At 58.5% G+C, this 18,845-nt stretch carries 20 protein-coding genes; 12 read left to right on the top strand and 8 right to left on the bottom strand.

Annotated elements, in window-relative coordinates:
- Positions 1-490: 490 nt before the first annotated feature.
- The 3 genes from AACT07_RS00100 to AACT07_RS00090 form a co-directional block, all read right to left on the bottom strand.
- Positions 491-931, bottom strand: coding sequence for a flavodoxin (locus tag AACT07_RS00100; protein ID WP_019445214.1), 441 nt, complete (start codon positions 929-931; stop codon positions 491-493).
- Between the two features lie 90 nt (positions 932-1,021).
- Entirely contained in the window at positions 1,022-1,795 is a 774-nt protein-coding gene (gene truC / locus AACT07_RS00095) for a tRNA pseudouridine(65) synthase TruC (RefSeq protein WP_069526232.1), read from the bottom strand.
- A complete protein-coding gene (locus AACT07_RS00090) occupies positions 1,792-2,127 on the bottom strand; it encodes a YqcC family protein (protein ID WP_005338596.1) in 336 nt (111 codons plus the stop codon). Before AACT07_RS00090 ends, truC begins: the two co-directional genes overlap by 4 nt.
- Before the next feature lie 276 nt (positions 2,128-2,403).
- On the opposite strand from AACT07_RS00090, the gene AACT07_RS00085 reads away from it, so the two are divergent.
- The 5 genes from AACT07_RS00085 to AACT07_RS00065 all read left to right on the top strand — a co-directional run bounded on the left by AACT07_RS00085 (position 2,404) and on the right by AACT07_RS00065 (position 5,334).
- A complete protein-coding gene (locus AACT07_RS00085; protein ID WP_069526231.1) occupies positions 2,404-3,444 on the top strand; it encodes a DUF3549 family protein in 1,041 nt (346 codons plus the stop codon).
- A gap of 109 nt (positions 3,445-3,553) precedes the next feature.
- Positions 3,554-3,853, top strand: coding sequence for a DUF3301 domain-containing protein (locus AACT07_RS00080; RefSeq protein ID WP_069526230.1), 300 nt, complete (start codon positions 3,554-3,556; stop codon positions 3,851-3,853).
- 74 nt (positions 3,854-3,927) lie between these two features.
- Positions 3,928-4,164 (top strand): DUF2789 family protein, encoded by a 237-nt coding sequence (locus AACT07_RS00075; protein ID WP_005338602.1) that lies wholly within the window; start codon positions 3,928-3,930, stop codon positions 4,162-4,164.
- 84 nt (positions 4,165-4,248) lie between these two features.
- A complete protein-coding gene (locus AACT07_RS00070) occupies positions 4,249-4,545 on the top strand; it encodes a DNA-binding protein (RefSeq protein ID WP_069526229.1) in 297 nt (98 codons plus the stop codon).
- Between the two features lie 3 nt (positions 4,546-4,548).
- Complete coding sequence (locus AACT07_RS00065) at positions 4,549-5,334, top strand: Zn-ribbon-containing protein (RefSeq protein ID WP_069526228.1); 786 nt, start codon at positions 4,549-4,551, stop codon at positions 5,332-5,334.
- Positions 5,335-5,426: 92 nt separating this feature from the next.
- Here the strand turns inward: AACT07_RS00065 and syd are convergent, their stop codons facing one another.
- Entirely contained in the window at positions 5,427-5,975 is a 549-nt protein-coding gene (gene syd / locus AACT07_RS00060) for a SecY-interacting protein (protein WP_069526227.1), read from the bottom strand.
- A 204-nt stretch (positions 5,976-6,179) separates the two neighbouring features.
- Between syd and queF the strand changes: the two genes are divergently transcribed.
- From queF to AACT07_RS00025, 7 genes are all read left to right on the top strand, one after another.
- On the top strand, positions 6,180-7,028 hold the full coding sequence (gene queF / locus AACT07_RS00055; protein ID WP_069526355.1) for an NADPH-dependent 7-cyano-7-deazaguanine reductase QueF: 849 nt from the start codon (positions 6,180-6,182) through the stop codon (positions 7,026-7,028).
- 210 nt (positions 7,029-7,238) lie between these two features.
- Positions 7,239-9,521, top strand: coding sequence for a tetratricopeptide repeat protein (locus tag AACT07_RS00050; protein WP_069526226.1), 2,283 nt, complete (start codon positions 7,239-7,241; stop codon positions 9,519-9,521).
- Between the two features lie 83 nt (positions 9,522-9,604).
- Positions 9,605-11,221: a GGDEF domain-containing protein gene (locus AACT07_RS00045; protein WP_040068492.1), complete on the top strand. Its 1,617-nt coding sequence runs from the start codon at positions 9,605-9,607 to the stop codon at positions 11,219-11,221.
- 148 nt (positions 11,222-11,369) lie between these two features.
- Entirely contained in the window at positions 11,370-12,725 is a 1,356-nt protein-coding gene (gene ppnN, locus AACT07_RS00040) for a nucleotide 5'-monophosphate nucleosidase PpnN (protein ID WP_005338611.1), read from the top strand.
- A 135-nt stretch (positions 12,726-12,860) separates the two neighbouring features.
- Positions 12,861-13,661, top strand: coding sequence for a flap endonuclease Xni (gene xni / locus AACT07_RS00035; protein ID WP_069526225.1), 801 nt, complete (start codon positions 12,861-12,863; stop codon positions 13,659-13,661).
- Positions 13,662-13,820: 159 nt separating this feature from the next.
- Positions 13,821-14,828, top strand: coding sequence for an isocitrate dehydrogenase (locus AACT07_RS00030; RefSeq protein WP_069526224.1), 1,008 nt, complete (start codon positions 13,821-13,823; stop codon positions 14,826-14,828).
- 117 nt (positions 14,829-14,945) lie between these two features.
- Complete coding sequence (locus AACT07_RS00025) at positions 14,946-15,404, top strand: hypothetical protein (RefSeq protein WP_069526223.1); 459 nt, start codon at positions 14,946-14,948, stop codon at positions 15,402-15,404.
- 82 nt (positions 15,405-15,486) lie between these two features.
- Here the strand turns inward: AACT07_RS00025 and rlmM are convergent, their stop codons facing one another.
- Genes rlmM through AACT07_RS00005 form a run of 4 tightly spaced genes read right to left on the bottom strand, consistent with a single transcriptional unit; the run spans position 15,487 to position 18,554 of the window.
- Entirely contained in the window at positions 15,487-16,581 is a 1,095-nt protein-coding gene (gene rlmM / locus AACT07_RS00020; protein ID WP_069526222.1) for a 23S rRNA (cytidine(2498)-2'-O)-methyltransferase RlmM, read from the bottom strand.
- A complete protein-coding gene (locus tag AACT07_RS00015) occupies positions 16,574-16,960 on the bottom strand; it encodes a DUF423 domain-containing protein (protein WP_019445902.1) in 387 nt (128 codons plus the stop codon). Before AACT07_RS00015 ends, rlmM begins: the two co-directional genes overlap by 8 nt.
- Before the next feature lie 51 nt (positions 16,961-17,011).
- Positions 17,012-17,641 (bottom strand): alpha/beta family hydrolase, encoded by a 630-nt coding sequence (locus AACT07_RS00010; protein WP_069526221.1) that lies wholly within the window; start codon positions 17,639-17,641, stop codon positions 17,012-17,014.
- Complete coding sequence (locus AACT07_RS00005) at positions 17,634-18,554, bottom strand: transcriptional regulator GcvA (protein WP_005338622.1); 921 nt, start codon at positions 18,552-18,554, stop codon at positions 17,634-17,636. Before AACT07_RS00005 ends, AACT07_RS00010 begins: the two co-directional genes overlap by 8 nt.
- Between the last annotated feature and the right edge of the window lie 291 nt (positions 18,555-18,845).

The raw sequence follows: 18,845 nt of genomic DNA, 5'->3' as shown, positions 1-18,845 counted from the left end.
TCTTATCACCATGTAATCCTGTTGGTGATAACCGAGGTTGATTATAGGGAGCGTATTTCACGACAAATATGAAGCGACTCACAAAATGGCGACAAATCGCTCGGCAAACGATCGCCACAACACAATCAGGCAAAAAACCAATCAAAGAGGCAACATATAACCACCAACGCAACAAAGTCAGCAATTAAAACGAATCTGAAAGCGTTACCAGCAATTAATTCGCGACTGAACCAAAGTCATTATTTTACGATCGAATGACAAAAACATGACTGAGATCGCTTTCAAGATTGAACTTTTATTTGGAGGACAGGTCTGCGGTGCGCTTGAAACCATTACGCCGATGGAATGCCAAAAGGGGAAAATATCCCTCCGCCACTATCGACAATAAGCGTGGAAAATATGCTTGCTGAGTGAGATGACATTTGTGCAAATAACAATCCCCTGCCGGTTAAGGATCAGGGGATTGATATGGCTCTATTTCAGAGAGTATTCAGGGCTGAATATCCCACTTTTTCAGCCAGCTGAGTGCCACCTGTTCGGGTTCATCGTGCACGGTGGCATCCAGCTCCAGCGGGGGCATCACTCGCGTGGCGCCCAGCTCTTGCAGCAATCCGTCCAGCCGACGGCCCGCACCACAAAAATGGTCATAGCTGCTGTCGCCCATGGCAATCAGGGCATACCGCAGCCCCTTGAGCCAGGGCGCCTTGTCAGCCAGCTCGCTGGCAAAGGGCTGCAGATTGGGAGGAATGTCCCCCTGTCCTGTAGTGGCACTTACCAGCAATAAAAAACGGCCGGGGTCAATGTCCGCCAGCCGTGCTTCTTCGTGCAGAGAACAGTGATGCCCCTTGCGTTCCAGCTCATCTGCCAAGGTCTCGGCCACCAGCATGGCTGCGCCATAGACAGTTCCTACCACGATATCGATCTGCGCCATTCTCCTCTCCCTGCTTGAGTCACTCTTTTGAGCAACTCTATCAGCAAGCTGGCGTCAGATGCCACCGGTTCAAGGCTGAGGATCAGGCGCTTAGTAGTCGCTCTCGCTGGCGGGCCAGCCCAGCTCGGCAAACAGGCGCAGCATATCCTGACCGAGTGGCGCCTGGATCCGCATCGGCACCTTGAGCACCGGATGGGTAAAGCTCAGGGTGCGGGCCACCAGCAGCAGCCGTTCGCAGCCAAAGTGCTCACGAAAGAAACGGTTGTGACGCCCATCCCCGTGGGTGGTATCCCCGACGATGGGGTGGAACAGGTGATCCATATGGCGGCGCAGCTGATGCTTGCGGCCGGTCTTCGGGAACAATCTGACCAGACTGTAACGACTGGTAGGGTGCTTTTTGGATACCGCATGGGGCAGCTCGACCTGATGCAGGCGCCGGAAGGTGGTGACGGCATCCTGCGCCGGGCGATCCGGGTTGCTCATGGCATCGGCAATCTTGTCCAGCTGCTCCTTGAGGGGATAGTCGATCACCCCCTGCTCGGGCGCCCAGCCACGCACCAATGCCAGATACTCCTTGTGCACCTGACGTTGGGTGAAGGCTTCGGTGAGTGCGCGGGCAATCACCGGATCGAGCGCAAACAGCAGCACGCCGGAGGTGGGACGGTCAAGGCGATGCACCGGATAGACATGGCGACCACCGATGAGATCCCGGGTCATCTGCATGGCAAAACGGGTCTCACCCTTGTCGAGCCAGCTGCGGTGCACCAGCAGACCGGACGGCTTGTTGACCGCCACCAGCCACTCATCCTGATAGAGCAGGGTCAGCTTCAGGTCACTCTCTTCTCGGGTTTGATCTGGCATCATTGTTCAATCACTTTGCCGGAAAGCAGCAGGTCGAAGCGGGCGATCAGGCGCAGCAGCGCTTCTGCCTCGGCCAGATCCTCTTTGTAGACTTCGCTGGCCATGGGATAGAGGGAGACGCTGGTGGGCAGCGGAGCCTGCAACATCACCAGCTGCTCCATGCGCGGGATCAGCACGAACTGCAGCCACTGATCAAAGCTCAGGGTATCGACACAAAAAGGCAGGGTGCTTGCCAGGGCTTCGTCACCGGGATGGTCAGCTTGCCAGCGCTCAAGGCGCTGCAACTCGGCGGTGAGTTCCCCCAACAGGCCAGCTACCAGCAAATATTGATTCATCTCGCTCTCTTCCTCATAACCACAGATTGATCCGCTGATCCGACAGGGCCAGCCAGGATGCCGGTACATTCGGTCGCGCAGCACCGGCGATTCAGTCGGCTCATCGACATACACGGCAGCCAGCGCGGCCTGCCGCCGTTAAAAAAGGGCGTTACTATACACCTCCCCCCGCATGGCTGCCATGTTGATATCTGCCGCAGCGCACGTCTGCTGCCACTGGCTATCCTCGACAAGGGCCTTATAATCGGCCCGCATCACCATTAGCCGGATCTCACCATGTCTGCGACGCCTACTGCCATCAATACCTTGACCGAATTTCTGACTCAGGCTGGCACCCAGTTCCAGCTGTTTGACATGGGCCGCCAGGTGCGGTCACTGGCAAGCGATACCTTTGTGCGCATCGAAAAGCAGCAGGAGCCCTATCCCTGGCCGCTGCAACAGCACGCCTGGCTTGGCGTGCACTTCTTCCAGCCGAGCGAGTCTCGCCACTACCTCTGGTTCCTCAAGTTCGCCCTCGATGAGCGCGGCCTGCTGATGTCAAATGGTCCCAAGCTGTTCATGGATCAGGTGGTGGAGACCCTGGGCTACAAGCTCACCGGCGATCTGGACGAGGAAAAAGCCCAGCGCTTGGCCGACAATCCCTACACCTTCCGCCCGGCGGAGGCCAAGATGGCCAGTCTGCACGCCAAGCTGGCGCGCCAGCTGGAGCAGGCCCCTTCCGCCTATTACGATGCCCTCTGCCACTATCTGGCCGCCCCCAACGACACCGGTTGGCAGACGCTGGGACTACAGGGCTTTGCCGATCTGGCCGAGCGACTGCATGATGAACGCAATCTGGCGCTGGTTTGCAAGGCACTGCCCAAACTGCCGCAAGAGCCGCTCTACGCTCTCTGCCAGAGCCTTGAAAACGCCCCGCTGCCGCCGGCAGTACAAGGCGCCCTGCTCGAGCGGATCGGCAAGGAGCAGGAGTGCGCCGCCCCCAACCCGGAGACCCTGGCCTACCTCTGCCGCGCCATGGCCTCCTGTCCCGGCAGCTCTTTGCGCACCAACAAACTGCTGACCCTGCTGCAAACCCAGCCGAGCCCTGCGCTACTGCTCGCCATCGCTGGCCGGCTCTGGCCCGATCTGAAGGATGCCAATCTGCTCAGCCACTATCTGGAACAACTGGCACTGCAACCGACCCAGTTCTTCAATCAGGTTTTTGCCGAGTTGGTCACTTTACCGGCCCTGCGCAATGATATGCTGGCCAGACTGCGTGACCCCGACCGCAGCGATGCGCTGGGCAAGGCCATCGGCCGTCTGTTTGCCTCGGCCTGATCCCTCGCCCCCCTCACGCCACGAGGCAACACGGCGGGAAATTGAAAAGGAGACCGGGAGTGCCGAGCAGGACTCCCGGTTATCGACATCACGATAAGGAAGCCCGCCTATGGGAGAGATGCTCGGAATTTTGTTGCTGATTGCGATTGCCGGCCTGTTCTGGCTGCAACGCCAACAGGCAGAAGTGGCCTGGCAATACATGCGCCGCTACTGCCAGCACCATGATCTGCAACTGCTGTCACTGGCCCGCCATCGGCGGGAGCTGGCCCGCAATCCCCTGCGGCTGCTGACCCACTATCAGTTTGAATTCTCCAGCGATGGCGAGAGCCACTATCAGGGCACCCTCAAGATGCAGGGGCTGCACGTTGTGGGCGTCGATCTGCCCCCCCATCGCATCCCCTCTGCCTGATCCCCTGTCTCGTCTCTGCGCCCGTGGGCTATGCCTGTCTATAATCTCAGGGATTAAACAAAGGGAGAGACGAGATGGAGCCCCTTGTCCACGATCTGCCAGCCCTGTTTGCCCAGCTCGGGATGGCCAACGACGAGCTGAGCCTGCACCGCTTTGTGCACGACCATCACCTCGACAATGAGACCCTGCTGCCGGAGGCCGGTTTCTGGAACGCCGCCCAGGCTAGCTTTCTGCGCGATGCCCTGTGGAACGACTCCGACTGGTGCGAGGCGATCGACCAGCTCGATGTGATGTTGCGCCAGCCCCGCTAAGCCGCCCGCCCCTTTCCTCCCTTGCTGGCTTTGGTTAAGATCCCGCCCCGATATCGATCCCTCCTTCTCACCCAGAGCATGCTTATGTCCGCCCACGAGATCATCCGAATTGCCAACGAGCTGGCCGCCAAGGGCCTGACACCCACCACCGCCATGATCAAGGCCCGCCTTACCCAGCCCGTGCCGATGGCCGAGCTGCTGAAAGTGCTGAGCCAGTGGAAGCAGCAACCCGTCGCGACCGCCGAGAGCGAGCTCCTGCCAGAGGCTGTGCCTCAGCCAGCGCCGGCGCTCACCCTGCAGCAACTCGCCGAACAGCTCGCGCGCATCGAACAGAAGGTGGATCGCCTGACCGACCTGCTCCTCCAGCAGGGGCAAGGCTGAACCATGTATATCGTCGAACTCTGCTTTGAGTGTTACCGCGATACCTCCCTTGGCGACGCCGAGCGGGCCATCGTCAACTACCTCGACATGCTGCGTTATCAGGGTCAGATCCTCGGGCGGGAGTTCCCCACCAGCATGCATGACGGCTATTTCGTCAGTCGGGTGGTCTGTCCGGAGCAGGATAGCCTGCACCCTGACAACCAGAGCGAGCAGGTCAAACTGGCTGAGCAGCAGCTCAATCAAGCCGGGCTGCTGGCGCCCAAACTCCATTTGCAAGGGGCGGATCTGCTCTCCGACAGCACAGATCCTTGCGGCCAGCAGGGCGAGCGCCCCAGCTGGATGCTGCTCTACACCAGCTTTTTGCATACCTGCTCGCCGCTGCGCTGTGGCGACCACTTCGCCCCGATTCCGCTCTACCAACTGCCCGCGGTCGCCAACGGCGATCAGAAACAGATCATCAAGTGGCAGGAGGATTGGGAGGCGTGCGATCAGTTGCAGATGAACGGCTCCATCGCCGAACATCCGGCGCTGCACGAAATCGGCGAAGTGGGCAGCCGCCTCTACAGGCGTGGCACCGATCTGGCCAAGCGGCTGGAAGTGCTGAGCGGCATCCCCACCTACTACTACCTCTATCGGGTGGGCGGGTTGAGCACGGCCGAGGAGAAGGCGCGCCCCTGCCCCAGCTGTGGCGGTGAGTGGGCGCTGGCAGAGTCACTGCACGAGATCTTCGACTTCAAGTGCGACAGCTGCCGTCTGGTCTCCAACCTCTCCTGGGATTTCAAGGATTAAGCGCGCTCCCTGTACGCGATGCCATAAAAAAGAGCCTTGCCGCATGGCAAGGCGCTTTTCGTTCCGATGGGTAACCTTGGCTCGAGCAGGTGCTATTGCGGCAACGTCTCAAGCCGTTCCAGAAACACCGGCAAGGAGGGCGCCAACGGCAGACGGCGGCCGGAATCGAGCCACTCCAGCCACACCTGACCACTCTCGTTATCCAGCGAGATGAGCGTCATCTCGTTGCGGGTGGTGGCAATAAAGATGGAGGGGGTTCGTTTTAGCTTGCGCAGCATCAGCAGGTGGCCAATGAGGTTCTCCCTGAGCAGGTCGAGATCCGCGTCGTTCCACGGCAGGATCAGTTCAAGGCGCAGCCCCTTGAAAAGGCAGGGAATGGGGCGACTGAACCAGTGCCCGAACAGGGCAATGGCGCTGGGATGAATTGTCAGCTCGAGGGCATCGGCCATGGCTGCAAAGTCAGCGGGCTCGGAGCGATGGTGAGGACGCCAGGCCACCCGACCATCGGCGGGCTCACCAAGCTGGCAGGGGGAACGCCAGTCCGCCTCCCACTCGCACAGGGGCAGGCCTCGTCTGGCCTCGCCATCCCGTTGCCAGCGGGCAAAAAAGTGCTCCAGGGCAGACAAAACTTGATCCGACATCGAAAATCCCCACAATTGCTGGCAAAGTCCGCTATTGCACCACCAAACCCGGTAACAGACAAGGTTGCCAGCCGACCTAGTGACCCGGGAAACAGAACCCGGGATACCGAGAGGCCGACACCCAAGCCAAACGGCTGCAACCATCCGGCCCAGCAATGGCCCGTTTCATTCCACTCATCATGAGCACATTACGTGAGCAACCCTGTGAGCAAACAAGATAGATACGCCGGGGCCAGCGCCCTGACCGGCCTGAGCCTGGGCCAGCAATCCGATTACATCAGCCAGTACACCCCCTCCCTGCTGCAGCCGGTTCCACGTAGCCTGAACCGGGATGATCTCAAGCTGGGCGATGACCTGCCCTTTAGCGGTTGCGATGTCTGGACCCTCTATGAGCTCTCCTGGCTCAATGCCAAGGGCAAGCCGATGGTGGCGGTGGGTGAAGTGACCATCCCGGCCACCAGTGCGAACCTGATCGAATCCAAATCCTTCAAGCTCTACCTCAACTCCTTCAACCAGACCCGTTGCGACTCTATCGAGGCAGTCACGGCCATGCTGACCAGGGATTTGAGCGCCTGTGCGGGCGAGACCGTCAAGGTGACCCTGTTCCCCCTCGACAAGGCACCGCACCAGATTGCCCAGCTGCCCGGCGAGTGCATCGACGAGCAGGATATCGAGGTAGACAATTACGAGTTTGATGCGTCCCTGCTGCAAGGGGCGGCAGGCAGCGAGCTGGTCGAGGAGACCCTGCACAGCCACCTGCTCAAATCCAACTGTCTGGTCACCAGCCAGCCCGACTGGGGCTCTGTGGTGATCCGCTACAAGGGGCCGAAACTCGATCGGGAGAAGCTGCTGCGCTATCTCATCTCGTTCCGCCAGCACAACGAGTTCCACGAGCAGTGCATCGAGCGGATCTTTATCGACCTCAAGCACTATTGCCAGCCTGAGCAGTTGACCGTCTATGCCCGCTATACCCGCCGCGGCGGCCTCGACATCAACCCGTTCCGCTCCGATTTCGAAGCCGTGCCCGCCAACCTGCGTCTGATCCGCCAATAAAGTCGAGTTGCGACAGAGAGGGCAGTCGCACTGCCCTCCATGACTGGTAAAAAGGTTTCAATCGATGCTTTACGCAGCTGGGATAAGGGGGCTGGATAATAAAATCCAGACGAAACCCACTTGCCGGCCACCAGCAAACCACAGTAAACGCTGGACTCGCAGGGGGGGGCTTGGATAACATGCCAACACCTCTGCGCCGTCCTTAATCCAATGAATCAACTGTTTTTTCTGGCCATGATGATGTCCTCCCTGTCAGCTCCGAATCTGGATCTGGACAAGGAGCAACTCTCTATCGATCTGCAACAAGCGCAATCGATGGTACTGACCGATCCTGCCAGATGCGTCCAGATCACCACCGCCTTCCTGACGCGCGCAGCCAATAATCCCCAGCAAATCATCAGCAATCGCCAGGAGTTCGGTTATCGCGAACCCATCCTGAGTTACAGCACGGCAGCCCAGACCATCGGCGCCCATCTGCTCAAAGGGGAGTGTCTGCTGCAACTGGGCCAATATCAGGCCACCCAGCAAGCGCTCGACAAGGCGATGGCGCTGGCAGACAAAGAGCGGCAACCGGAACTCAAGGCGCACGGCCTCTATCTCAAGATCCGCAGTCAGGCCCTCAAACCGGATAACCAGAGCACCAACCGCGCCCTGATGGATCAACTGGACGAGCAGCTGGCCGTCCCCACGCTCAAGCAGAGCCAGTTGCAGATCTATGGCCGCCTGCAACGCACCAGCTACGACATCGAGAACCAGCACTTCGATGATGCCAAGGCCCACTTGGCAGATGCGCGGATCTGGGCCGCCAACACCCCCAATCCTCTCGCCAGTGCCTGGGTCAGCGCCATCAGCGGCGATCTTTATCGCGCGCTGCAGCAGCCGCAACTGGCGCTGGGGGAATATATCGATGCCCAGCAACAGGCCAAAAGCCTCAACGACCCGCTCTTTCTCGGCCTGCTGTCGAACCAGATAGTGAAACTCTACCAGCAGGAGCAGGAGCCCCAAAAAGCGCTGCAGTATGCCAATGAGGCGGCCAACTACTTCCACTCCATCGGCAACCCCTCCCTGCTGTGCGACTCCCTCATGGTGCTGGCGCGACTCAACCGCGAGCAGGGCGACCTCAATATGGCGCTGGTCTACTTCTTTAATGCGCTGGATCTGCTCGATGAGGGGAGCAACCGACCGCAAGCCTCCCTGCTCAAATACGAAATCGGCAAAACCTACCTGCAAAGCGGCAACCTCTCGCTGGCCAGCAACTACCTCAATGCGGCCCGTCAGTCCCATGAGCTGAGCGATGCCAAAGAGCCGCTGATCGATACCCTGTTGCTGCTCGGCGAGCTCTATCTGAAGAAGCAGGAGGCCGCCATCGCCATTCTGCAGTTGGAGAACGCCCGCGCGCTGGCCAATCAGCTCGGCGATACCCGCCGTCAGTACGAGGTATTCCGCCTGTTGTCGCTAGCCTATGAGCAGAAGGGGTATCTGCGTCAGGCACTCGACAGCTACAAGCGCTTCCACCGTCTTGGCGAAGAGGTGCGCCAGCAGGAACAGGCCATGGAGCAGGCGGCGATCCGTGACAACTATGTCCAGGTCGAGCGGGTGCAACATATCAAGGAGCTGGAGCAGCGGCTTAACAACAGCCAGCATCAGCAGGAGCGCTATCTCTGGTCGAGTATCACCACCAGCCTGCTGCTGGCGCTTTTTATCTACCTCTTCTTCACCCTCTGGCTCAAGCTGCGTACTGCCCGCCTGCAACTGAAACGGACCAATGAGGCCCTGCTGATCGAGCCACGTTCGGGGCTAGCCAACTGGCAGCGTCTGATGAACCGCTGGCCGAGGGAGATGGCAAAGCGCCAGCTGAAATCGGATCGCTGGTACCTCAGTGAACAGCCCTCCAGCGAGTTCGATGACAAGCTGCACTATCTGCTGTTCCGGGTGCCCTTTCTGGTCAACACGCTGGAGCGCCACGGCTATCAGGCCAGCAGAGAAATCGAGCAGGCCTTTGGTGCCTATATGGACACCCTGACCCCGCAAGATGGCCGTATCTATGACTTGCGTGAAGGACACATGCTCTATGTGGTGCCACAGCGCCATGTGACCAACCTGCATCAACTGGCGGGAGACCTGCTGACCGCCATCGCCGCCTTCCCTTGCAACTATCCGCTGGATCGCCGGATCAGCCTCGGGATTGTCAGTCACCCCTTCCTGCCGAAAGCGGCGACCGCGCTCGATCACAATGGCCTGTTTGACCTCTGCTATCTCGCCCTGTCGGGAGCCATTCAGCTCAGTGAAAAATGCCAGCAAAACGCCTGGTTGGAGCTCGCGGCGATCGATTGCCAACAAGCGGCATTTTTTAATGGAGATGTGTGGCAATGCGGCCTGATGGCAATTGACAAGGGACTGGTAAAAGTCAATTCTTCTCATGAAAAGCAATGGGTTAATTGGCCCAGCCTTGCAAGGAAGCCGGCAGCCGATAACCACCAGGAAATAATGTAGATAACAGGCGAGGATCGAAACCAGGTTCGACCACTGTTGCTATCCAACACCAAAAACAATAATGACAACAGGGCGACCTGATAATGAATGACATCGCTGCCGTAGCAGGACAATTGGCAAGACTCAGGGAATCCCTTCAGCAGAAACAGCTGGAACTCGACGGCGTGCTGTCGTTTTCCGATGCAGAGCGTGCTCGCGGCATCCAGTTTATCAACAAGTTGATGCTCTCCTGCCGTGGCTTCGACCGCGAGCTGGACAATCGCTTCGCCAAGCTCAAGCAGAAACTGGATAACAATCCCGCATTTACCGCGCTAGACGAGGATCTGCTGGCCATTGAAAAACTGCTGCAGCAGCACAGCAATGCGCTGGAAGAGTCGATCACCCTGACCCAGACCGCCATCGAGCTTGGTTCCAAACAGCTGAAAAACATCAAGGGCTTCCCGGAAGAGACCCGCAAGTCCCTCAAGGAATTTCTGGCAAGTCCCGCCGGTTACGGCATTGCCGATCACCAGAAAAAGGTGATCAAGCTGCTGGAGTTCTACCAGCAGGCGATCAAGATCCAGCTGCTGCCAAGCCAACCCCTGTTGGCACCTTCAGGTGCAACTCAACAAGAAAGCGATACTGCCAGCAACGATGGCCAACCCGATGTCGACCCGTTTGATCTCAAGGATCACGCCCGTATCGCCGATGAGCTGCAGCGGCTTATCACCGAACTCGACTTTGCCGGTGCCATCGGCGAGAGCCTGAGCGACATTCGCCGCCAACTGCTGATCGGGATCAACCCTGCCCTGCTGGCGGAAACCTGCCTGCAGGTGATCGAGCTCATCATCGAAGGCACCCGTGAGGAGCGTAAAGCCTCCCGTGCCTTCCTCAGCTCCCTCAACGAAAGCCTCTCCGCAGTACATGTCGGGTTTACCGAATCCCTCGATGAGGGGCGTGCGCTGCAAAACGAAACCCGCGAGACCCGCGAGGCGCTGGTCAACGAGTTGCAGGCGATCGATCACTCCCTGGCCAGCCATAACTCCATCGATGCGCTCAAGCGCGCCATCTCCGGCCATATGGGCGCCATCAACCTGCTGCTGCAAGAGCGTGACAGCACAGCGGCGCGAGAGCGTCACCTGCTCACCCGCCTCTCCACCATGGAGTCCAAGCTGCGCTTGATGAAGGAGGAGACCGCTGAGTACAAGAAGCGGCTGACCATTCAAAAACACAAGCTGTTCCTCGACAGCCTGACCCAGGTACACAACCGGGCCGCCCTCGATGAACGGCTGGAGCAGGAGTACAAACGTTGGCTTCGTTACCGCACTCCGCTCTGTATGGCGATCATCGACATCGATCACTTCAAGAATATCAATGACAACTACGGCCATATGGCGGGTGACAAGGCACTGAAAGTGGTCGCCAAAGCGCTGCAGAGTGCACTGCGTGACACCGACTTCATCGCCCGTTTTGGTGGAGAAGAGTTCGTGGTGTTGCTGCCCAACATCAACCCGGACAAGTTCCAGAAGCCGCTGGAGACCCTGCGCCAGACCATCAAGAGCATCCCGTTCCGTTTTCGCGATGCCAAGGTGGAGATCACCATCTCCATCGGTGCAACCCTGTTCAAGGATGGGGACAACCCGTCAGATGTGTTCGAGCGGGCGGACAAGGCGCTCTACCACTCCAAGCACACCGGTCGGGATCAAGTGACACTGGCCTGACAAACGGTCAAAAAAACAGCGAACAGTCGTCGCCCTATTTCCCTCCACCCTCTGTTACCACTACTATCGATCTCAGGGGATGCAACATAGCGTCCCCTTTTCTCCCCAGGGAAAAACACAACGATAACAAGTGAGTAAAGGGGAACCTATGATTACGCACATCAATCCCGTCGGCAGCATGGATTTGCTGTCACAGCTCGAGGTGGATCGCCTCAAGCAGACTGCCTCCAGCGATATCTATCAACTGTTTCGCAACTGCTCGCTGGCAGTGCTCAATTCAGGTAGCCATACCGACAGCTCCAAGGAGATCCTGGAGCGCTTCAAATCGTTCGATATTCATGTGATCCGGCGCGAGCGCGGGGTCAAGCTGGAACTGTTCAATGCCCCCGAGCACGCCTTTGTCGATGGCGAGATCATTCGCGGCATTCAGGAGCACCTCTTCTCGGTGCTGCGCGACATTCTCTATGTCTCCAATCAGCTCGAGTCCAACCGCCAGGTCAATCTGACCAACTCCACTCACATCTCCAACGTGGTGTTCGCCATTCTGCGCAACGCCAAGGTGATCCTGCCCGGCGCCGATCCCAACCTGATCGTCTGCTGGGGTGGCCACTCCATCAACGAGATCGAATACCAGTACACCCGTGCCGTGGGTAGCGAGCTGGGCTTGCGTGAGCTGAACATCTGTACCGGCTGTGGCCCTGGCGCCATGGAGGGCCCGATGAAGGGAGCCGCCGTCGGCCATGCCAAACAGCGGGTGCGCAACGGGCGCTACATCGGCCTGACCGAGCCCTCCATCATCGCGGCCGAACCGCCCAACCCCATCGTCAACGAGCTGGTGATCCTGCCGGATATCGAGAAACGGCTGGAAGCCTTCGTACGCCTCGGCCACGGCATCATCATCTTCCCGGGGGGGGTCGGCACCGCCGAAGAGCTGCTCTATCTGCTCGGCATCATGATGCATCCGGCCAACGAGCGGCAGCCGATGCCCATCATCCTGACCGGCCCGAAAGAGAGTGCCGACTACTTCCGTGCCATCGACGACTTCATCAAGGCGACCCTCGGTGAACCGGCGACCAAGCTCTACCGGATCATTGTCGGCGATGCGCCGGAAGTAGCCCGGGTGATGAAGGAGGCGATGCCAAAAATCCGCGAATACCGCAAATCGGTCGGCGATGCCTACTCCTTCAACTGGTCCCTCAAGATTGAGCCGGAGTTCCAGCTCCCCTTCGAACCGGATCACGCCAGCATGGCCAGTCTGGATCTTCACCGCAACCAGCCGCCCCAGTTGCTGGCCGCCAACCTGCGTCGTGCCTTCTCCGGCATCGTCGCCGGCAACGTCAAGGAAGGGGGCATTCGCGCCATCGAGAAGAAGGGCCCCTTCAAGCTGCACGGCGACAAGGAGCTGATGCACCTGATGGACAAACTGCTGGAGAGCTTCGTCAAGCAGCAGCGGATGAAGCTGCCAGGCAGCCAGTATGTGCCCTGCTACGAAATCGTCCGCTAGGGTACAGATACATCATCGACAGAGGGGCGCAGCGGCGCCCCTCTTTATTGGCTCAATACCTTCCCGACTACCATCAATCCCCCATAAGGCGAGCGGTTTGTTACAATGGGGCGTCCCGACCGCCAAGAGTGCCCCATGTCAACTATCCGGCCACACCTGCTCATCATCGATGCTCTCAACCTCATTCGCCGTCTGCACGCGGTACAGGCCCAGCAGGCACTGACCCCTGCCCAGGCGCTGGTTGCCACCCGAGCCAACCTTATCAATACCTGCCGCAAGCTGCTGGCCAATAGCGAGCCGACCCATGTCATTGCCGTGTTTGATGGCGAGGTGCATAGCTGGCGCAAGGAGGTCTATCCGGCCTACAAGGAGGGGCGAACTCCCATGCCCCCCGAACTGCGTGAAGGGCTGGCGACCCTGCAGGATGCCTTTTGGAAGTGCGGTGTCGATGCCCTGCTCTCCGAGACAGATGAAGCGGATGACCTTATCGCCACTCTCGCCTGCGGCATCGCCAGCCATGGCCATCAGGCGACCATCATCTCCACCGACAAGGGCTTCTGCCAACTGATCTGCCCGCAGATCCGGGTGCGCGACTACTTCAACAAGCGCTGGCTGGATGCGGCCTTCGTCCAGCAGCAATATGGGGTAGCCCCTGCTCAGCTGGTCGACTTCTGGGCCCTGACCGGTATCAGCGGTTCCAATATCAAGGGGGTTCCGGGGATTGGCCCCAAGACCGCCACCCAGCTGTTGCAGAAATATGGCAATCTGGCAGCCATGCTCGAGACCTGCCAGCAAGAGGACGCCGCCAAGCCACTGATCAAGCTGCGCCAACATCAGGATGAGGCCCTGCTGGCCCAGCGGCTGGTGCGCTTGCAGCGGGATATTCCGCTGGGATTCAACCTGCGGGACATCCGCTACCCGCCCCAGCCAGACTAAAGTGCCGAACAAAAATGCAGGCAAGGGCGTGAACCATGACGAGACTCACCCTCGCTGTTGATAAAAGTGAGTAGAATGTAAAGGAATGTGGTTGGTTTGCTGAGTAAATGCTATAAAGCAGCCCCATCCTCCCCTATACCCTGGAAGTGGAACCCTCTCATGTCCAAAAGAAAAATTACCGTGATCCCCGGCGACGGCATCGGCCCCAGCATCATTGAATCAGCCATCCAGATCCTGACCCACGCAGGCTGTGATTTTGAGTACGAATACGCTGATGCGGGTCTGGTTGCCCTCGAGAAGCATGGCGAGCTGCTGCCCCAGGCTACCCTAGATCTGATTGAGAAGAACAAGGTGAGCCTGAAAGGGCCATTGACCACACCGGTCGGCGGCGGTTTTACCTCCATCAACGTCTCCCTGCGCAAGAAGTTCAACCTCTACGCCAACGTGCGTCCGGTCATCTCCTTCAAGGGCACCAGAAGCCGTTACGACAACATCGACATCATCACGGTGCGTGAAAACACCGAAGGGATGTACTCGGGTGCAGGTCAGAAGCGCAGTGATGACAACAAGAGTGCCGAGGCGATGAGCATCATCACCCGCGAAGGGGCCGAGCGCATCGTCAAGTTCGCCTTCGAGCTGGCCCGTCAGGAAGGGCGCAAGAAGGTCACCATCATCCACAAGGCGAACATCCTCAAGTCAACCTCCGGCCTGTTCCTCGAAGTGGCACGTGAAATCGCCAACCACTACCCGGATATCCAGAGCGAAGAGATGATCGTCGATGCCGCCTGCATGAATCTGGTGATGTATCCGGAGCGTTTCGATGTCATGGTCACCACCAACCTGTTCGGCGACATCCTCTCGGATCTCTGCGCCGGTCTGGTTGGCGGCCTTGGCATGGCGCCTGGCGCCAACATCGGCGATGGCGCGGCCATCTTCGAAGCGGTCCACGGCTCTGCCCCCGACATTGCAGGCAAGAACATTGCAAACCCGACCTCGGTGATCCTCGCCTCCATCCAGATGCTGGAGTACCTCGGCATGCAGGATAAAGCAGAGCGGATCCGCGAGGCGGTACGAGCTACCATCGAATCTGGTGATCGGGTCACCCGCGATCTGGGCGGCACGGCTTCCACCAGCGAATTCACCCAGGCCATCATCGATCGTCTGTGAGTTAATTCATTGATTTTAAAAGGGAGCTTCGGCTCCCTTTTTTATACTTCCGAATCCTTTGCCACTCCCCAAACAGCAACTATGTTCAATAGAGAAGAAGAACAGGGAGTGTTTTTCATGAAGGGATACGGGTGCTATCTGGTGTCGGGTCTGATGCTGGTTTGTGGTACTGCAAGTGCCTTCGAACAGGCTCAATTAACCCAAACAGCCAAACTGCCGCAGCAGGAAAAACGGACTGCCACCGAGGTATGGCGCTCGAGCCTGGATACCAACGACCTGCTCAAGGCACCCAAACCCCTGTCGTTTGGTATTGAAGTCTCCACCGACAACTTTGGCAATCAAAAGATCACCTCCTACCCGCAGCTCAATCTGACCCCGGAAAAGAGCATCAGTCTGTCGATTGAACGCTTCAGACCCAAGGTCAAATTCAAAGCCGGTGGACTGCATACGGCAATCAGACTGAGAGGGGATGGCATCAAAATGCAGTTCAATCCGGTCGACAAAACCATCCCGCTGCAGATAGAGATCAAGGTGACCGACGACGAATCCTCCCTGCGCCTCGATTACCGTTTCTGATATTTTCCGGCAGCCGAATAGCAAAAGGCCGACAGGTTTCCCTGTCGGCCTTGGTATTTATCATATGGGCTGAACGGCTACATCACGCCTTGGGCTCGAGCTTGGAAACCCAGTACTTGTTGTAGACATGCACGGTGATCTCTTCACGATCGTGGTAGAGCTGCTTGGCCTGGATCACGAACGCGTTGTCGATCTCCTTGAGCATCTCGCGCAATACCTCGATATTGTGCACCGATTCGGCATAACGCTTCTTCATCGGCAGCTTGAGGTTGAACATCGCCTCCTGGCAATCATTCTCCCGGAACCAGTCCGCAATCATGTGGACGACCCGCGCCGGTTTATCGACCATGTCGCACACCAGCCAGTAGGTGTTCTTCTTGCTCGGACGCCAGACGAAACCGTCATCCCGGATATGCTTGACCTGACCAGTATCCATCAGGGATTGGGCCATCATGCCATTGTCGACCGCCGTCACCATCATGCCACGACGCACCAGCTGATAGGTCCAGCCACCCGGGCAGGCCCCCAGATCTACCGCCTTCAGGCCGGAGCAGAGACGCGTATCCCACTCTTCTCGCGGCACGAACACGTAAAAGGCCTCTTCCAGCTTGAGGCTGGAGCGGCTCGGTGCATCGGCCGGGAAGCGCAAGCGCGGGATCCCCATGTGGAATCCGGAGTTGTTGAACGAATAGGAGTAGCCCAGCAACACGTGATCATTGGCCATGAAGAAGGCGTGGAACACCGGGCGGTTCGGCGTCTCCTTCTTGGTCAGGATCTCGTTGTTGCGCAGCGCCTGACGCAGCGGCACGGTGAACTTGCGGCAGAAGGCCGACAGCTCTTTCGCTTCATTGGTGTCAGCAGTTTCGACCCGCAAATCGCCACAAATGGTGTATTCGCGAACTGCGTCGATGATGGGGGTGATCCGATCCGCAACATCCAGATCCTTCAGATCGTGGGTGACCACCAGCATCTGACGGATAAAGATAAGCTCGCGGAACGGCAGCTTGCGAGCCAGCAGGTCCGCCTGCTCCTCGTCATACAGTTCGAAGATCACATAACCGCTGTCGTCCTTGACCCGGGCGAAACCGTAGCACTGCATGTTACCGGCACGCTCGGTGATCTCTGCAGCCGCCTCTTTCTCAAAACCGGGGCGGCAATAAAGCAGCAGATTATTCATTTTTTCCTCCAAGACGACAGCCAGCCCAGCAGAGGGCCGCCCATCCCAACATAAAACAGAGGCCACCGGCCGGAGTAATCAACCCCAGCCCCTTGCTGCCAAGCAGCACCATGGCGTAAATACTGCCGGAGAATCCGATGATCCCCAGCACAAAAGCGGTGCCAGCCAGGTGGATCACCCTGCTGCGCACACCACACCAGCCCAGAACCAGCAGGGCCAATGCGTGAAAAAACTGATATTGCACGGCGGTATTGAATGCCGCCAGACGCTCGGGCGTAATGCCGGTCGCCGCCAATCCATGGGCGCCATAAGCCCCCAGCATGGTGGCCGTCAACCCGAAGAGACCAGCCAGTATCAGCCAATGTCGATGGATCTGCATCCTCACTCTCCCTCTCTCATCACGGCTGGCAATCAAACCAACCCTCTCGTGCTATCCATGTCGAGCCACAAAATGGCTGATGGCCGCCGCTGCATGCTGCATATTCTCCTGCTCACTCACGCCACTGGCTTTACGCGGTTTGAACCCATGATCACCATCGGTCAACCAATGGACCGATACGGCGGGTGAGAAGGGGAAATCGGCCAGTTCGGCACGACTACCGAAGGTGTCGCGCTCCCCCTGCAACAGCAGGGTTGGTACTGCAATATGCTTGAGTACCTCGCCTCGCCAGCTGTCGGGCTTGGCCGGAGGGTGGAAAGGATACCCGAGAATGAGCAATCCTGCAGCATTCATCTCACCCTCGCCTTCGCTGTACAGTTCCGCCGCCATCCGCCCGCCCATCGACTTGCCCGCCAGAAACAGCCGTGGATGGGCAAACTCGCGGATCATGTCGCGCCAATGAGCAAGCAGCACAGGCGCCCTGTCAGGCGGGCGGCGCTTGCCATCCTGTGCACGCTTTGTCATGTAGGGAAAGTTGAAGCGCACCACTTCGATGTCGAGGCCAGCCAGCAGGCGTGACAACTCGGCAAGAAAGGCATGATCCATCCCCGCGCCTGCCCCGTGGGCCAGCAAAATGCGAACGGGGGCATCAATTGCCCCCTCGCGGATTACATCAGGCATCGGCGAGCCTTGCCCTGCGACGCGCCTCTTCCTGCTCCACCAGCTCCAGCATCCAATCGCGGAAGGCAACGATCTTGCCCTGATCCGACTGTTGCTCCTGACACACCAGATAGAAAGCATTTTTGCTCACCAGCACCTGCTCGAATGGGCAGATAAGGCGGCCGGCCTCAATCTCGGGTTGTGCCAGCACGCTGTGGCCAAGCGCCACCCCCTGGCCGTGGATCGCCGCCTGGATCACCATGGTGGAGTGGCTGAAGATGGGCCCCTGATTGACGTTGGGTGCATCGATATCGAGCTGGCGGAACCAGGCCTTCCAGTCGCGGCGGGAGGTATCGTGCAGCAGGGTATGAAGTGTCAAATCTTGCGGCGTACGCAGTGGCTTGGGCCCGGTCAGCAGCAAGGGGGAGCAGACCGGGATCAGGTATTCGGTATGCAGCTTGTCCGAGCGCAGACCCGGCCAGTTTCCGCGCCCGTAGTAGATGGCCACATCTACATCGTCGGTGAGCGACCCTTCGTCGAGATCGACCGCCTTGATCCGCACGTCGATATCGGGGTGGCGCTCGCTGAACTTGACCAGCCGCGGCACCAGCCACTGGATGGCGAAACTCGGCTGCAAACTGACAGTCAACGCCCCCTTGGCACTGCGGGCCAGCAGCTTGTCGGTCGCCTCAGAGATGGAGGCAAAGATGTCCTTGATATCCAGGAAATAGCCCTGCCCCTCTTCGGTCAGCAACAAGGAGCGATTTTTGCGGCGGAACAGCTTGATGCCAAGATACTCCTCCAGCGCCTTGATCTGGTGACTGATGGCAGCCTGAGTCACAAACAACTCTTCTGCTGCGCGGGTAAAGCTTAAGTGACGAGCCGCTGCTTCAAAGGCTTTGAGGGCATTGAGCGGGGGTAAACGACGAGACATGACACCAGCCGACGATGAGTTTTTCTAATGGGGCGCATTATAATTTGTCGGTTGCGGGTCGACCAGTGAATAAACATAATTCGCCCAGCAATCAGTCGTCATATGGCTCACATTTTCTACTACGTGTTGGTTTACATGTGTTTTTAGTGAGTCTTTCGACTGCGATTGTGGTGTTGTGTTTCTTCCTCTGCGGGAAGAGGGGCTCAAATCTCACCGGTTTGACCCAGTCTGTCATCTGAATGTGTTTGGCGCCTCCAGCTGGATGGCGCCTTTTTTCATCCCTTTGTCCCG

It is taken from the genome of Aeromonas sp. ANP5 (genome assembly GCF_963870295.1).
Taxonomy (GTDB): domain Bacteria; phylum Pseudomonadota; class Gammaproteobacteria; order Enterobacterales; family Aeromonadaceae; genus Aeromonas; species Aeromonas veronii.
The sequence above is the reverse complement of the archived record's forward strand: the minus strand, read 5'-3'. Positions and strand labels throughout refer to the sequence as shown.

Bases quoted from the DNA above. Each gene is read 5' to 3' on its own strand.
- AACT07_RS00100 (WP_019445214.1), bottom strand. From the start codon at position 931: ATGGCGCAGATCGATATCGTGGTAGGAACTGTCTATGGCGCAGCCATG.
- truC (WP_069526232.1), bottom strand. From the start codon at position 1,795: ATGATGCCAGATCAAACCCGAGAAGAGAGTGACCTGAAGCTGACCCTG.
- AACT07_RS00090 (WP_005338596.1), bottom strand. From the start codon at position 2,127: ATGAATCAATATTTGCTGGTAGCTGGCCTGTTGGGGGAACTCACCGCC.
- AACT07_RS00085 (WP_069526231.1), top strand. From the start codon at position 2,404: ATGTCTGCGACGCCTACTGCCATCAATACCTTGACCGAATTTCTGACT.
- AACT07_RS00080 (WP_069526230.1), top strand. From the start codon at position 3,554: ATGGGAGAGATGCTCGGAATTTTGTTGCTGATTGCGATTGCCGGCCTG.
- AACT07_RS00075 (WP_005338602.1), top strand. From the start codon at position 3,928: ATGGAGCCCCTTGTCCACGATCTGCCAGCCCTGTTTGCCCAGCTCGGG.
- AACT07_RS00070 (WP_069526229.1), top strand. From the start codon at position 4,249: ATGTCCGCCCACGAGATCATCCGAATTGCCAACGAGCTGGCCGCCAAG.
- AACT07_RS00065 (WP_069526228.1), top strand. From the start codon at position 4,549: ATGTATATCGTCGAACTCTGCTTTGAGTGTTACCGCGATACCTCCCTT.
- syd (WP_069526227.1), bottom strand. From the start codon at position 5,975: ATGTCGGATCAAGTTTTGTCTGCCCTGGAGCACTTTTTTGCCCGCTGG.
- AACT07_RS00050 (WP_069526226.1), top strand. From the start codon at position 7,239: ATGAATCAACTGTTTTTTCTGGCCATGATGATGTCCTCCCTGTCAGCT.
- AACT07_RS00045 (WP_040068492.1), top strand. From the start codon at position 9,605: ATGAATGACATCGCTGCCGTAGCAGGACAATTGGCAAGACTCAGGGAA.
- ppnN (WP_005338611.1), top strand. From the start codon at position 11,370: ATGATTACGCACATCAATCCCGTCGGCAGCATGGATTTGCTGTCACAG.
- xni (WP_069526225.1), top strand. From the start codon at position 12,861: ATGTCAACTATCCGGCCACACCTGCTCATCATCGATGCTCTCAACCTC.
- AACT07_RS00030 (WP_069526224.1), top strand. From the start codon at position 13,821: ATGTCCAAAAGAAAAATTACCGTGATCCCCGGCGACGGCATCGGCCCC.
- AACT07_RS00025 (WP_069526223.1), top strand. From the start codon at position 14,946: ATGAAGGGATACGGGTGCTATCTGGTGTCGGGTCTGATGCTGGTTTGT.
- rlmM (WP_069526222.1), bottom strand. From the start codon at position 16,581: ATGAATAATCTGCTGCTTTATTGCCGCCCCGGTTTTGAGAAAGAGGCG.
- AACT07_RS00015 (WP_019445902.1), bottom strand. From the start codon at position 16,960: ATGCAGATCCATCGACATTGGCTGATACTGGCTGGTCTCTTCGGGTTG.
- AACT07_RS00010 (WP_069526221.1), bottom strand. From the start codon at position 17,641: ATGCCTGATGTAATCCGCGAGGGGGCAATTGATGCCCCCGTTCGCATT.
- AACT07_RS00005 (WP_005338622.1), bottom strand. From the start codon at position 18,554: ATGTCTCGTCGTTTACCCCCGCTCAATGCCCTCAAAGCCTTTGAAGCA.